Origin of the sequence: Halobacillus halophilus (assembly GCF_020171985.1) — a bacterium.
Lineage (GTDB): Bacteria > Bacillota > Bacilli > Bacillales > Halobacillaceae > Halobacillus > Halobacillus halophilus_A.
Genome location: NZ_JAIVAL010000011.1, coordinates 38,435 through 53,518, shown reverse-complemented (window position 1 = coordinate 53,518; position 15,084 = coordinate 38,435). Strand labels below are relative to the sequence as shown.

Sequence of the window (15,084 nt, the reverse complement as noted above, 5' to 3'; positions counted from 1 at the left end):
CCACTCCTTTTTTATCTGGAAAAATTCCATTTCTCTGTGCGATAGCGTTCTTCTGCAATTCTTTCTACTTCTTTCCACTGCTCATCGGAAAGTTCAAAAGGTTCTAAATGAATATCAAGCCCTTTTTCGAAACCTTCCTTAAAAGCTTCTTTCGTCTGATCAAAGGTAACGTTATTATCCAATAATTGATTGATCGCTGCTGCTTTATCCCCAAATGCTCGGCGGGCACGTTCTTTTATGCGTTCATTCTTATAAATAAACATATCAAAAAGTTTCACATCATCTACATCAATTGGAATAGATCCATGTTGAAGTATAATACCCTTTTTCCTTGTCTGGGCGCTTCCGGCAGCTTTTCTACCTTCCACAATCAATTCATACCAGGAAGGCTCTTCAAAGCACACGGCTGAACCGGTTGTATCTAATTTACCTTCGGGAACGGCGAATTCAGCTTCAATCCCGAGATTATGAAAACCTTCCAGAAGTCCTTTTGAAAGAACTAGATAAGCATCTTTCACGGAAGCTGGCATGTCCGGGTGATCCTCGGAGACAATAACACTGTACGTTAATTCCTTGTCATGAAGGACAGCGCGGCCTCCAGTCTGACGGCGAACGAGTTCAAAGCCATGACGTTCGACACCTTCCAGGTCAATTTTACCTTTTACCTTTTGGAAGTATCCCACTGAAAGGCCTGCTGGTGCCCATCCGTAAAATCGCAGTACCGGAGGGATTTCTCCTTGGCGATGCCAATTCATCAATGCTTCATCCAGAGCCATATTCATGGCTGGTGTACAATGACCGGAATCGACAAAGTACCATGTTTCCATTTTGCAGTCCTTCTTTCTATATGTAGTACTTTATTCGAGTAAAATGTTCATGAATCATTTTAACAAGGGTGGTGTATGGTGTCAAAATTTGCTAAACTATTTTTCTATGAAACTTTTTTGAAAGTTAGAAACAGTCTACATATATTTACTTAAAATAATCTCCGGATATTAGAAGACTCGGTTTCGAGATAAGTGGATCATCTTTTTACCAGGAGCGTCCTCATTCGCTTTCACTCCTTTAGGAATCTCCAGCCTGGATCCTTTTCCCGGCGGAGTCTTACACAATCCTCCCTGATAGCAGATCAAACCTACAGGAAGAAACATTTAACATAGCCAAAATATAAAAAATATCCACTGTACAGAACGGATATGCTTTACAATAGGGATAGGAGGGGTTCATCATGAGTCAATCTTTGCTATCTAGTATACTCTTTTTAATAAGTGCAGCTATTTGGGCGGTTCTTGCCATTTTTTATGATGAATTCCGGTGGTTGAATATTGGATTATTTATTTTATTTTTAGTAATAGGACTTTCACATCGCCAAAGATATCTTAAAGAGAGAGATTATGAGGAGGACTGATCGTACAGATCGGTTCTTTTTTTTGTGTAAATCTAATAAAGATAACCATACAGGTCCTTTCAGAAGTGATTACAGCAGGAGAAGAAAGTTCTTAAGGAATCCTGTGAGAAAGTACTTTTTTATCAGTGGAAGCAGGAACTGTGAGCGTAGTGCTGCTTGTCTTTAAGACACATGTTTTCTCTTATCTAAGCATAGGATGTATTAAATTTCGTCTATGATGACGGAGGAGGTCTCGCTAAGTGGATATATTGAAGAAGATACAAGACCACAGGGAACAAGCTGAAGAGTTAAAGTGGGAAGGTTCATTCGCAGAATACTTAGAGCTATTAAAAGAAAAACCGTATTTAGCACAATCCGCTCATTCCCGCGTTTATAATATGGTGAAAGATGCGGGTGTCGTGGAAGAACATGATCATAAGAAGTTCAAATTCTTTGATGATGACATTTACGGATTGGACGAAGCTATGGAGAAGCTCGTGGAAGAATACTTTCACCCGGCAGCCAGGCGTCTCGACGTTCGAAAACGTATTCTATTATTAATGGGTCCTGTCAGCGGCGGGAAATCCACATTGGTCAACTTGTTAAAACGAGGACTAGAAAAGTATTCCTACACGGATAGGGGAGCCGTTTTTGCAATTAAAGGGTGTCCGATGCATGAAGACCCGCTTCATTTGATTCCGAACCATATGAGAGAAGAATTCATGGAACACTACGGGATACGGATTGAAGGAAGCTTATCTCCATTAAATACGATGAGAGTAGAGAAGGAATACAGCGGTCGAATTGAGGATGTTCTTGTAGAAAGGATCTTTTTCTCAGAGGATAAGCGTACAGGCATTGGTACCTTCAGTCCTTCCGATCCGAAATCTCAGGATATTGCTGATTTGACGGGTTCTATCGACTTTTCTACCATCGCGAAGTACGGTTCTGAATCCGATCCTCGCGCCTACCGTTTTGATGGAGAGCTGAACAAAGCGAACCGCGGAATTATGGAGTTCCAGGAAATGCTTAAATGTGATGAGAAATTCTTGTGGCACCTGCTTAGCTTAACGCAGGAAGGAAACTTTAAAGCTGGCCGTTTTGCCTTAATTTCTGCCGATGAACTAATCATTGCCCATACCAACGAAGCAGAATATCGTTCCTTTATTGCCAACAAAAAGAACGAAGCCCTGCATTCACGTATGATCGTTATGCCTGTTCCGTATAATTTAAAAGTCAGTCAGGAAGAGCGTATCTATGAAAAGATGATTCGCGAAAGTGATATACGCGATGTGCATATTGCTCCTCATACGCTGCGTGTAGCAGCCATGTTTACCATCTTAACGAGATTGAAAGATTCTAAGAAAGCATCTGTTGATGTATTGAAGAAAATGAGATTGTATGACGGTGAAATTCTGGAAGGCTTCAGTGATGTAGATGTAGAAGAACTGAAAAAAGAGTTCTCGGATGAAGGCATGAGCGGAATTGACCCGCGTTATGTCATCAACCGTATTTCTTCAACGATTATTAAGAAAGAACTAACGTCGATTAATGCACTGGATGTGCTGAGATCTTTGAAAGATGGACTGAGCAGCCATGCATCGATTTCAAGTGACGATAAAGATCGTTATCTCGATTTTATCTCATTGGCTAGAAAAGAGTACGATGAGATCGCGAAAAAAGAAGTACAGAAAGCATTTGTCTATTCCTATGAAGAGTCTGCCATCACTCTCATGGATAACTATCTTGATAATGTAGAAGCGTACTGTAACAAGGCGAAGCTCAGAGATCCGCTGACCGGTGAAGAATTAAATCCGGATGAACGTCTGATGCGTTCGATTGAAGAGCAGATCGGAGTATCAGAGAATGCTAAGAAAGCGTTCCGCGAAGAAATCCTGATCCGCATTTCAGCTTACGCCCGTAAAGGCAAAAAGTTCGATTACCAGTCTCACGAGCGTTTGAGAGAAGCTATTCAGAAGAAACTGTTTGCTGATCTGAAAGATGTGGTCAAGATTACAACATCGACCAAAACTCCGGATGAACGCCAGTTGAAGAAGATCAATGAAGTTGTCGCTACGCTTGTTGATGAACATGGCTATAATTCAAGTTCTGCCAATGAACTATTAAAATATGTGGGCAGTCTATTAAACCGATAATAAAAAAATGATAAAATCCACCCTCCGCTTTTTCGTTCAGGAGGGTGGATTGTTTATGTTATAATGGGCTCAAAAAGAAATGCAGGTGAGAGGATGTCAAAAAGTTATTACGCCATTATCGATGTAGGTTCCAATACGATGCGTCTCGTTATTTATTTAAGGGAAAAAGGCGGACGGCTTCGTGAAATTGAAAACGTAAAGGCAGTAGCCCGGCTGCGTAATCATTTGAAAAAGGACAACCGTCTTTCTGATGAAGGAATTCGAACCCTCTTAAGCACACTGACAAGCTTTAAAGAAGTTGCTCAAAGCTATCAACTGGAAGAAATGGTCTGTGTAGCTACGGCAACGATTCGTCAGGCTTCCAATCAGGAGGAAATCACCGAAAAAGTATCCGAGCAGACAGGGTTTGATATGAGAATTCTTTCTGAACATGAAGAAGCCTATTACGGATATTTAGCCGTTGTTAACTCAACGCCTCTGACTGAGGGGATCACCGTAGATATCGGTGGAGGAAGTACGGAGGTTACATACTTCAAAGACCGGGAGCTGGTGGAAGCCCACAGTTTTCCTTTCGGAGCTCTCACGCTGCAGCAGGACTTTTTTAAGAAAGAACTGCCGACGGATGATGAAATGTCCAATCTGCGTCAATACTTAATTGAACAATTCAATACGCTGCCATGGCTTCAGAAAAGAAAAGTACCTCTAGTTGGAATCGGCGGGGGTGCACGTAACCTTGTGCAAATTGATCAGAACCTTAAAGAGTATCCGCTTGCTGGTCTGCATCAATATAAAATGAAAGACAGCGATTTATCGTTTGTCAAAAACTATCTTTTTACACTCCCAATGAAAAAACTGCAAAAGGTGGAGGGATTGTCCAAAGATCGTGCGGACATTATTCTGCCGGCTACAGAGGTTTTCCATTCTTTATACGATGTGTCTCAATCCAGTGGATTTATTCTAAGCCGCAAAGGGTTACGTGACGGTGTTTTTTATGAGCAGTTAACAAGAGACATGGGCACGAATCTGTTTCCGAACGTGTTGGAAGAGAGTATCCAGGAACTGGTCACTGATTATGATTTAAGTGTGAAGCAGATTAATCATGTGCAGCACCTTTCGAATGAGTTGTTCCATCAGCTCCATGAGAAAGGCCTCGGCGGCTTGAGGAAGAAAGACTGGCAGGAAGTAAAACGGGCAAGCTATGTTTTTAATCTGGGTGATTATATTGATAGTGAAGCAAGCTCACAGCACACCTTTTACCTGTTAGCCAACCGTACGATTGACGGCCTGATGCATATGGAACGCCTTCGCCTTGCTCTGCTGGCTTCATTCAAGAATAAGACGCTCTTCAAACAATTTCTTCATCCCTATAAAAAGTGGTTTCTTAAGGACGAGCGTAAAAAGCTCCGCCTGTTAGGAGCGCTGCTTAAATTCTGTTACTGTCTGGACAGTACAAGACGCCAGACCGTAGAGGATCTTGAATTAGCGGTTGATGGCGATGACCTGAATATAACCCTTTATTGTAAAGGGGAATGGATGCCGGAGGAATATCAGGCTGAAAAACAGAAAAAACATTTAGAAAAATCCCTTAAGAAGAGTATTAATCTTACATTTGTGGAAAAATAACATCTGAATGGAATATAATGCTTGTTATTAATTTTCTGTTTACGAAATCTTAACATGGTATTAATATGCCCTATAAAATGACATACTAATGTGGACGTGAGACTACAATGTAAAGGGTGTGGAACATGTCGAAGAGCAACGAAATAATAGAGCTTGATAATCCTCTTTTTTATAACAACAGAGAACTCAGCTGGCTCGCTTTTAACGAACGCGTGTTAGAAGAAGCCATCGATACCGACAACCCTTTGCTGGAGCGGTTGAAGTTTTTAGCTATATGCTCTTCCAATCTGGATGAGTTTTTCATGGTCAGGGTAGCCGGTTTGAAAGACCAGGTGAAAGCCGGATTTAACAAGCCTGAAAATAAAGCAGGTCTTACACCTAAACAACAGCTTGCTAAAATCGCGGATATTAACCACGACATCGTGGAAAAGCAGTACGCGACATATCAAGCTATGAAACCGGAATTGGAGAAAGAAGATATATCTATTCTATCCATAGAGGATTTAACGAAAGATGAGATTGATAATCTGGAAACATATTTCAATGAAGAGATCTTTCCTGTATTAACTCCCATGGCTGTAGATGCCTATAGGCCATTTCCAATGCTTTTAAATAAGTCTATTAACCTGGCGGTAGTGATTCAGGATGCGCTTGATCCTCACGATAACGAAACCAAAACAGCCATCGTGCAGGTACCTGCTGTACTGGATCGATTTGTGCAGGTGGAGCATGATAAAAAGTATCAGTATATTCTGCTTGAAGAGATTATCAGCCATTTTATCAACAAGCTGTTCAAAGGATACCAGGTTAAATCGATTACAGAGTTTCGAATTACAAGGAATGCGGATATGACGATTCACGAGGAAGGAGCACGGGACCTTCTGAAGGAAATCGAAAAAGAATTGAGAAAAAGAAAATGGGGAGCGGCCGTCAGACTTGAAGTCAGAAGCGAGAAGTATGACGATAAGGTTATCCGTTTCTTATTAAGCGTACTTGAAATTCACAAAGATGATCTGTATATTACAAATGGTCCGCTTGATCTTACATTCTTATTTAAATTCCATAAAACATTCTCTGAGATTAAGGATCATTTAATGTATGAAACCTTAATGCCTCAGCCGCCTCGGGATTTAGAAGAGGAAGAGGATATCTTTGAAGCGGCTTCACACCGTGACCTCTTTCTGCACCATCCTTACGAATCGTTCGAACCTGTGGTTGATTTCGTCTCAGAAGCAGCAGATGATCCTTACGTACTTGCCATTAAACAAACGCTTTACCGGGTCAGTGGAGATTCGCCGATTATCGACGCTTTAAAGCGGGCTGCAGAGCAAGGGAAGCAAGTAACCGTGCTGGTAGAATTGAAAGCCCGGTTTGATGAGGAAAATAATGTGCAATGGGCGAAAGAACTTGAAAAAGCAGGGTGCCATGTGATTTATGGCATGACCTATTTAAAAACCCACAGCAAGATCACTCTTGTGGTGAGAAAGAAGAAAGATAAAATAGAGCGTTTCGTTCATCTGGGAACAGGGAACTATAATGATCAGACAGCGTCTCTATACACGGACATGGGGATTATTACGTCTAAACGTAAATTTGGAATTGATGCTACAGATTTCTTTAACTATTTAAGCGGCTTTACAGAAAAGCCGAAATACCATCATATTTCCATGGCCCCGTTTGATATCCGTAATGACTTTATCCGTTATATTAATAACGAAATCCGTTTTCAGAAACAGCACGGAAACGGAAGAATTATTGCTAAGATGAATTCATTAACGGATAAGAATTTAATAATGAAGCTCTATGAGGCCTCACAGGCCGGTGTTCAGATTGATTTAATTGTGCGCGGAATCTGCTGTCTGCGTCCCGGTATTAAAGGGATTAGCGAGAATATCCGCGTAATAAGTATTGTCGGACGTTTCTTAGAGCACAGCCGCATTTATTACTTCCACCATAATGGTGATGATCGAGTGTTTTTGTCCTCCGCCGATATGATGACGAGAAACATGGTAAAACGTGTGGAGCTTTTATTCCCGATTCACGAGCCTGGAGTGAAAAGCCGTTTACAAAGGATTTTGTCTGTCATGTTAAGTGACAATGTGAAGGCAAGGGAACAGCAGAATGATGGAACATATCGTTATGTTGAAGCTCCTAAAGGTGCCGAACGAATCAATAGTCAAATGAAGCTTTATGACATGGCGTACCGCGTTCTCGAAGACGAAGAGTGACAAATTCATATCACTTTACTGGTAAAAAGTGAAAAAGGCGTACCAAAGGGTGCGTCTTTCTTGTTATAATATAAATGTTGGTAATTGAAAAAATAACCGAAATTTGTTGAATACTTATGCGTTTCAATTCTATAATGGTATTTGGACTTGGAAACGTTTACGAAGAAATTAATTACATCCAACAACTACTTGGGGGTATTACACGTGTCTAATTTAGGCTCCAATGAAAGATTCTGGGAAAATTTCCATGGCCCCAATATGGGTTATGTCGAAGAACAGTATGAATTATACGAAGAAGACCCTGAAGCTGTCGACCCTTCTTTAAAAGAGGTATTCGATGAGCACGGGGCACCACAATGGATGAAAGAGGGGGACAAACAAAGCACCAGTGCTTCTCATACATCAGAAGTAGATATCACAAAGGTTACCTCAGCACTGAAACTTGTTGAGGCTATTCGTCGTCATGGTCATCTGCGGGCTAATATTTATGCCGTAGGAAGTGACGAGCGTCCTAGTACCAATCTACTGGATATTGAAACCTATGGTCTTACTGAAAAGGACTTAGAGAACATTCCGGCTAAATGGGTGTGGTCAGATTCACCACTTCGTCTTGATAATGCCCTGCAGGTCGTCAAGACTTTAAAAGAAAAATACGCAGGTACCATTTCTTTTGAATTTGGGCATGTGAATAATGAAGAAGAGCGGAAATGGCTCCTCGACAAGGTCGATACTGGTTCCTTCCATGTCTCTTTTTCCAATGAAGAAAAGAAGCAGCTTCTGCGACGTTTAGCCCAAGTGGAAGGTTTCGAAAACTTCCTGGCTAAGACATTCGTTGCACAGAAACGTTTCTCTATCGAGGGTCTGGACGTTATGGTTCCGATGCTTGATCACATGATTCAGTCGGCTTCTAACGATAAGATCAAAAATATTATGATGGGTATGGCACACAGAGGGCGCTTGAATGTGCTTGCTCACACGCTAGGAAAGCCTTACGATCGAATTTTCTCTGAATTCCATCATTCTCCTGATAAGGAGCTGATCCCTTCTGAAGGCTCTACAGGGATCAACTATGGCTGGACGGGAGATGTGAAGTATCACTTCGGAGCGAGGAGAGAAATCGGGAATGGCGAGCAGTCAGCAACCCGAGTGACATTGAGTCACAATCCTTCCCACCTTGAATACGTAAATCCTGTAGTGGAAGGCTTTACGAGAGCAGCTCAAGATGACCGCTCTAATCCTGGATATGCAGAGATGGATGAAGACGAAGCGTTTGGTGTGCTCATTCATGGAGATGCTGCGTTTATCGGAGAAGGAGTCGTGGCCGAAACCTTGAATATGAGCGATCTGCCCGGATACCGGACAGGCGGCACGCTTCATATTATTGCTAATAACCTGGTCGGCTTCACAACTAATCGGGAAAAAGGGCGCTCCACCCGTTACGCAAGTGATCTCGCTAAAGGATTTGAAATCCCGGTCGTACACGTAAATGCTGATGATCCTCTTGCGTGTATGTCAGCCATGGCGCTTGCTTATGAATATCGTCAGACTTTCCATAAAGACATCTTAATTGACTTGGTGGGTTATCGCCGTTTCGGCCATAATGAAATGGATGAACCGCGCGCTACTCAGCCTCGCCTTTATAGTGAAATTGATGAGCATCCTACGGTGGCTTCGATTTATGAAGAGCAGCTTCTTAAAGAATCCGTCGTTGAAGAAGGCACGCTTAATGATATGAAAAATGAAATTGAAAATGAATTACGTAACGTGTACAACAACATGAGCGAACATGAAACAACCACTCCTGACGTGAAAGATCGCCCAAGCGGTGTTGAACGAACACTGGACGAAATTGAGACTGCGGTTGATATTGATCGTCTGCGCTCATTGAATGAAGGAATGCTTAAACGTCCAGAAGGTTTCAATGGATTTAAGAAGCTGGAAAAAATTCTTCAGCGCCGCAGTAAAATGCTTGAAGATGGACAGAAAGTAGACTGGGCTACTGCAGAAGCCCTGGCTTTTGCATCCATACTGGAAGATGGAAGACCGATTCGTATTACCGGTCAGGATACAGAGCGCGGAACGTTTGCACACCGCCATATGGTCCTTCATGATGTAGAAACGGGAGAAACCTACTGTCCGCTTCACGGCTTAGAGCAGGCAAATGCGTCGTTCGATATTCATAACAGTCCGCTTTCCGAGGCTGGGGTACTTGGTTTTGAATATGGTTACAGCGTTCAAGCGCCGGAAACTCTGGTCCTTTGGGAAGCTCAATTTGGAGACTTCGCCAATGCAGGACAGGTTATATTTGATCAATTCGTAGCGGCCGGCCGAGCGAAATGGGGAGAACAATCCAATATGGTATTTCTCCTGCCTCATGGGTATGAAGGACAAGGACCGGAACACTCCAGTGCCAGGCTTGAACGTTTTCTTCAATTAGCTGCAGAGAACAACTGGACGGTAGGCAACGTGACCTCCTCTGCACAATATTTTCATTTATTGAGAAGACAAGCTGCCATCAGCACGGAAGAGGAAGAACGTCCGCTTGTATTAATGACACCTAAGAGTCTTCTTCGTAATCAAAGAGTGGCGGTTGAAGGTAACTACTTTAGTGAAGGTAAGTTCCAACCAATCATGAGACAGCCGGGACTGACTAAAGAAGATGATAAAGCTAAAGAAAAAGTGAAAACCTTACTTCTTGGAAGTGGGAAAATTATGGTGGATATAGAAGATACGGTGGAAAAAGCAGAAGATTATTCTTTTGAAACAATCGATGCCGTCCGTATTGAGCAAATTTATCCATTTCCAAAACAAAGGCTTAAAGAAATTCTTGAAACGTATCCGAATTTAGAGGAACTCGTTTGGGTTCAGGAAGAACCTCAGAACATGGGCAGCTGGTACTTTGTAGAAGGAATCTTGCACAAACTGCTTACAGGCAGTCAGATTCACCGTTACGTAGGAAGACCACCTCGTGCGTCGCCTTCTGTGGGTGAACCAAATATTCATAAGACCGAGCAAAATCGTATAATTCATGAAGCGCTACAGATGTCTAAAGGAGGAAAATCAAATGAAGGAAATTAAAGTTCCTGAATTAGCTGAATCCATTACAGAAGGTACGATTGCCGAATGGCTTGTTCAAAAAGGAGATCAGGTTGAGAAAGGTGATCCTATCCTTGAACTCGAGACAGATAAAGTAAACGTCGAAGTAAACGCTGACGCAAGCGGTGTTATTTCGGAACTTCTAAAAGAAGCTGGAGATGACGTAGAAGTAGGGGACGTTATCGCTAAAGTTGATGAAAACGGAGAAGCCGGCGGGAGTTCGGAAGAAGAATCCTCTAATGAAGAAGAGGAGAAAGAGTCTTCTGAGGAGAACAAACAGGCCCAGGAAGATAAAGAAGAACAACAGCAAGAAACAGAGGATTCTAAACAAAAAGAGGAATCTAAATCCGATCAGGATCAAGGTTCAAGTGATGACGACAAAAAAGAAGTCATTGCTACACCAGCGGCTCGTAAGCGAGCGCGTGAGCTTGGAATCAACCTGAGTGAAATTTCTGCTAGAGATCCACTTGGCCGCATCCGTCCTGAAGATGTAGAAGAAGCGGCTCAAGGTGATAGCAAGAAGGAACAGAAGCAGGAGCCTAAGCAGGAAGAGAAAAAAGAAGCTCCTAAAAAAGAGAAAAAATCTGAACAGAATAGTGAAAAAACAGAGTTTGAAAAGCCGGTGGAACGAGTTAAAATGTCCCGTCGCCGTCAAACCATTGCGAAGCGTCTCGTAGAGGTACAACAAACTTCCGCAATGCTCACTACGTTCAATGAAGTCGATATGACGAACGTGATGAACCTTAGAAGTCAGCGTAAAGAATCCTTCCAGAAGAAACATGATATTAAACTTGGATTCATGTCTTTCTTTACGAAAGCTGTGGTAGGCGCATTGAAAGAGTTCCCTCTCATCAACGCGGAAATCCAGGGCAATGAAATTGTTATGAAGAAATTCTATGATATTGGTATGGCTGTATCTACGGAAGAAGGTCTCGTTGTTCCAGTTGTCCGCGATGCCGATCGTCTGGATTTCGCAGGCATTGAAAAAGGAATTGCTGACGTAGCAACGAAAGCCCGTAATAAAGAACTTCAGCTGGAAGATCTCCAGGGTGGTTCCTTTACAATTACAAATGGCGGTATTTTCGGTTCCATGCTTTCAACGCCGATCCTGAATTCTCCGCAAGTTGGTATCCTGGGTCTGCACAATATTGAAAAGCGTCCGAAAGTTATGCCGGATGATACTATTCAAGCTCGCCCTATGATGTACATTGCTCTTTCATACGATCACCGGATCGTGGACGGCAAAGAAGCTGTACAGTTCCTTAAGAGAATTAAAGAAATGATTGAAGATCCTTATGATTTATTATTAGAAGGATAAATGGATCACCCGCTGGGAAGAATTCCTGGCGGGTTTTTTTGTGACAAAGTGAAACTTTTACGTTAGGATAAACGTATGATTACGTATTAATTATTAATAAAAAGGGTTGGAACTATGGCCATTATAATAGAATTATTTGACGGATCATTCGATTTACTGTTCCTGTCTTTATATATCACATTGCTTGCTGGAATAGCTTTTGAATCCATGTGGACTCATATGGTTTCAGGAAGTTCTTTATGGCTGCAATCGCGACACGTTTTCCTGCAGGAGGATACAAAAGCATTCTCGCTGCAAGAAACATCTGTTTCCATTACTCATGGATTAATTCATTGGATACAACGCACTGTTGGAAGAAAAGAAGACGATGGAGACGATGATCACTACCTCTTTGTTCGTGCCTGAAGATACGAATAAAGAGGAGGACTAAATTTGAAAAAGTGGATAAGTTTATTCTTGTTCAGCACCATTTTATTAACAGGATGTGCACCAAAGGAAAGCGGTGGAGGATTCTTCAGCCAATACTTTGTGGAGCCTTTCGTTGAGGCAATCACCTTCATTGCAGAGTTGTTCGGAGAAAATTATGGCATAGCGATTATTTTGATTACCCTCGCGCTTAGAGTGGTTATTATGCCGTTCATGTTAAAAACGTTTAAAAATAGTCAGGACATGCGTGGGAAAATGGATGCGGTGAAACCTGAGCTGAATGATCTTCAAAGTCGCTTAAAGCAAGCATCCAGCCAGGAGGATAAGAAAAAGATTCAGAGCGAAATGATGGACTTGTATCGGACTAATGAGATTAACCCGTTAAACATGGGATGTCTGCCGATTGTTTTACAGATTCCGATCTTTGCTGGAATCTATTATGCGATTCGAAGTTCGGAAGAAATCGCTACCCATTCATTCCTGTGGTTTGATTTGGGGCAGACAGATCTAACCATGGCTGTTATTGCAGGTATTCTTTATTTCATCCAATACAGAGTGTCTCTTATTGGAATGCCGGAACAACAACGGAAGCAGATGAAATGGATGGGGCTGTTATCCCCCGTTATGATACTGTTTATATCCATTTCCTCGCCCTCAGCTCTGCCACTCTATTGGGCGGCAGGAGGAGCTTTTCTTGTCATTCAAACCCTGATTTCCAAAAAACTTTATACAACCTGATGAGGTCAAATAGAGTCCTGTACAGTTTCTGTGCAGGGCTTTTTTGTCTTGCCGATTACTCTAAAACCAGGCTAAATAATCAAAAAATTCACACATATTTTATTATGTTTCATCCATTTACGTGGACCTGCATACGATAGAGTAATACTCGGTTAGGAGGGAGAAAAAACATGGATGAAGAGAAGAGTTTCGTAATCGCCGAAGACGACTGGTCCCTCCATCGGAAAGGCTACGACGATCAGAGGCGACATCAGGAAAAAGTTAAGGATGCGATGAATAAACAATTACCAGATTTGATTACCGAAGAAAATATTGTAATGTCGAATGGAAGACGTGTCGTCAAGATACCAATACGTTCGCTTGATGAATATAAAATTCGTTACAATCATGAGAAGAACAAGCATGCAGGACAAGGCGATGGGGATAGTGAAATCGGTGATGTGGTGGCTCAGGCGCCGCAATCCAAGGGTAAGCCTGGTCAAGGAGAAGGTGCCGGCGACCAAGCTGGCGAAGATTTCTATGAAGCTGAAATTTCACTGGCAGAGCTCGAGGAGGCATTTTTCAAAGAACTGACGCTGCCGAACCTGGATGAAAAAGAGAAAGATAACATTATTCAGACAGACATTGAATTTAGTGATATTCGTAAGACAGGTTTAACAGGTAATATTGATAAGAAAAGAACGATGCTTGAAGCCTATAAGCGGAACGCTCTTGGAGGGGAAGCTTCGTTTAACCCCATCTTCCCGGAAGATATACGCTATAAGACCTGGAATGATAAGACGAAACCTGAATCAAAAGCGGTTGTTATTGCGATGATGGATACAAGTGGTTCCATGGGTCAGTGGGAAAAGTACATGGCCAGAAGCTTCTTTTTCTGGATGAACCGTTTCTTAGGAAAAAATTATGAGACGGTGGATGTAGAATTCGTAGCTCACCATACGCAGGCAAAAGTGGTTAGTGAAGAAGATTTCTTTTCTAAAGGGGAAAGCGGAGGAACCATTTGTTCGTCAGCCTACCGGAAAGCGCTGGAGTTAATTGAAACTAAGTACTCACCGGACCGTTATAATATCTACCCGTTCCACTTTTCAGATGGGGACAATTTAACATCTGATAACAAGCGTTGTTTAGCTTTAATTGAAGAACTTCTTGAAGTTTCTCAGATGTTCGGGTATGGAGAAGTCAACCAGTATAACCGGTCATCTAGTTTGATGCAGGCATACAAAGCGATTGATCACCCTAAATTCCGTTATTACATTTTGAGAAGAAAAGCAGATGTATTTCATGCGATGAAACAATTCTTCAGCGAGGTCAGTCCAGAAGAAGTCGTGAATTAAATAAAGAGTCAGGTAAAGGCTAATCCTTACCTGGCTTTTTTGATTGTGCCTCTGTACAACTTTAGATTGTACTAGGGGGAGAGGCGTAGTAGAATTATTTTTATATATAAGTTGATCTGCACGAATAACTGAACAGCTTCTTCAGTCATACAAAAAAACCACATGAACCCCCACTGTGTTAGACCCACATAAGGGGCTTATTTACGCTAAAGGGCCGGTTACTGTAAGACTCGGTTTCGAGATATCGTGTGGAGAAAGGGGCTCCAGGGAACGGCTCGCTTTCCGCGGGCATGCGCTGAGTCTCCTCAGGCTGGCGCCTTCCGGGGCCTCACATGTCATGTTCACCCCGCAGGAGTCTTCGCCTTTCCCTTCCGCCCCTTTGCGATCATGGAGCGCTCGAAATCCTTTACGTATATACTCCATCTGAGGAAGAACGGCCTACGTTAAATTCCGAGTCTGTCCAAAGGGTAAACCCCGTTATAGAAGCATTTTAAACAATTTTAGCTTCCCCGTTTCTCCTATTAGCAGGGTCCGCTCATCTGCTATCTTTTGGGCGGCGAAGGAAACGACGAGACTCCCACGGGAGAAGGGACTAGGTGAGATCCCGCAGAGAGTGAAACGAGCGAGGAAGCTCACCGTTCCCCCGTAGGAAAGCGAGTTGTTTCCGTAGCCGTCCTAATCCTTTTTTGGCGACGGGCCCTATTTATCTCGAAATCAAGTCTTAAAGTAATGGGAGCTATTCTGAAATTATAAATAAGAAAATAGAGCAGAGGATTTT

General features: G+C 42.3%; 10 protein-coding genes. 9 read left to right on the top strand and 1 reads right to left on the bottom strand.

Translation table 11 applies throughout. The features are described 5' to 3' along the window. Positions 1-11 precede the first annotated feature (11 nt). Positions 12-827 carry a biotin/lipoate A/B protein ligase family protein gene (locus LCM11_RS15880; RefSeq protein WP_224895280.1) on the bottom strand — a complete coding sequence of 272 codons (816 nt, stop codon included), beginning with the start codon at positions 825-827 and terminating at the stop codon, positions 12-14. Positions 828-1,228: 401 nt separating this feature from the next. On the opposite strand from LCM11_RS15880, the gene LCM11_RS15875 reads away from it, so the two are divergent. From LCM11_RS15875 to yhbH, 9 genes are all read left to right on the top strand, one after another. Continuing rightward, positions 1,229-1,408 carry a hypothetical protein gene (locus tag LCM11_RS15875; RefSeq protein ID WP_041601214.1) on the top strand — a complete coding sequence of 60 codons (180 nt, stop codon included), beginning with the start codon at positions 1,229-1,231 and terminating at the stop codon, positions 1,406-1,408. Positions 1,409-1,647: 239 nt separating this feature from the next. Next, positions 1,648-3,543, top strand: a complete 1,896-nt coding sequence (locus LCM11_RS15870; protein ID WP_224895279.1) for a PrkA family serine protein kinase — start codon at positions 1,648-1,650, stop codon at positions 3,541-3,543. A 93-nt stretch (positions 3,544-3,636) separates the two neighbouring features. Continuing rightward, positions 3,637-5,166: an exopolyphosphatase gene (gene ppx / locus LCM11_RS15865; RefSeq protein WP_224895278.1), complete on the top strand. Its 1,530-nt coding sequence runs from the start codon at positions 3,637-3,639 to the stop codon at positions 5,164-5,166. A gap of 125 nt (positions 5,167-5,291) precedes the next feature. After that, positions 5,292-7,394 carry an RNA degradosome polyphosphate kinase gene (locus tag LCM11_RS15860; RefSeq protein WP_224895277.1) on the top strand — a complete coding sequence of 701 codons (2,103 nt, stop codon included), beginning with the start codon at positions 5,292-5,294 and terminating at the stop codon, positions 7,392-7,394. A 258-nt stretch (positions 7,395-7,652) separates the two neighbouring features. Continuing rightward, complete coding sequence (locus LCM11_RS15855) at positions 7,653-10,472, top strand: 2-oxoglutarate dehydrogenase E1 component (RefSeq protein WP_412098156.1); 2,820 nt, start codon at positions 7,653-7,655, stop codon at positions 10,470-10,472. Beyond that, entirely contained in the window at positions 10,459-11,808 is a 1,350-nt protein-coding gene (gene odhB, locus LCM11_RS15850) for a 2-oxoglutarate dehydrogenase complex dihydrolipoyllysine-residue succinyltransferase (RefSeq protein WP_224895275.1), read from the top strand. Before LCM11_RS15855 ends, odhB begins: the two co-directional genes overlap by 14 nt. Before the next feature lie 114 nt (positions 11,809-11,922). Continuing rightward, positions 11,923-12,213 (top strand): hypothetical protein, encoded by a 291-nt coding sequence (locus LCM11_RS15845; RefSeq protein WP_224895274.1) that lies wholly within the window; start codon positions 11,923-11,925, stop codon positions 12,211-12,213. A gap of 27 nt (positions 12,214-12,240) precedes the next feature. Then, positions 12,241-12,972: a membrane protein insertase YidC gene (yidC, locus tag LCM11_RS15840; RefSeq protein WP_224895273.1), complete on the top strand. Its 732-nt coding sequence runs from the start codon at positions 12,241-12,243 to the stop codon at positions 12,970-12,972. 170 nt (positions 12,973-13,142) lie between these two features. After that, a complete protein-coding gene (yhbH, locus tag LCM11_RS15835; RefSeq protein WP_224895272.1) occupies positions 13,143-14,306 on the top strand; it encodes a sporulation protein YhbH in 1,164 nt (387 codons plus the stop codon). Positions 14,307-15,084 lie beyond the last annotated feature (778 nt).

Bases quoted from the DNA above. Each gene is read 5' to 3' on its own strand.
- LCM11_RS15845 (WP_224895274.1), top strand. From the start codon at position 11,923: ATGGCCATTATAATAGAATTATTTGACGGATCATTCGATTTACTGTTC.
- odhB (WP_224895275.1), top strand. From the start codon at position 10,459: ATGAAGGAAATTAAAGTTCCTGAATTAGCTGAATCCATTACAGAAGGT.
- LCM11_RS15875 (WP_041601214.1), top strand. From the start codon at position 1,229: ATGAGTCAATCTTTGCTATCTAGTATACTCTTTTTAATAAGTGCAGCT.
- LCM11_RS15855 (WP_412098156.1), top strand. From the start codon at position 7,653: ATGGGTTATGTCGAAGAACAGTATGAATTATACGAAGAAGACCCTGAA.
- yhbH (WP_224895272.1), top strand. From the start codon at position 13,143: ATGGATGAAGAGAAGAGTTTCGTAATCGCCGAAGACGACTGGTCCCTC.
- LCM11_RS15880 (WP_224895280.1), bottom strand. From the start codon at position 827: ATGGAAACATGGTACTTTGTCGATTCCGGTCATTGTACACCAGCCATG.
- LCM11_RS15860 (WP_224895277.1), top strand. From the start codon at position 5,292: ATGTCGAAGAGCAACGAAATAATAGAGCTTGATAATCCTCTTTTTTAT.
- ppx (WP_224895278.1), top strand. From the start codon at position 3,637: ATGTCAAAAAGTTATTACGCCATTATCGATGTAGGTTCCAATACGATG.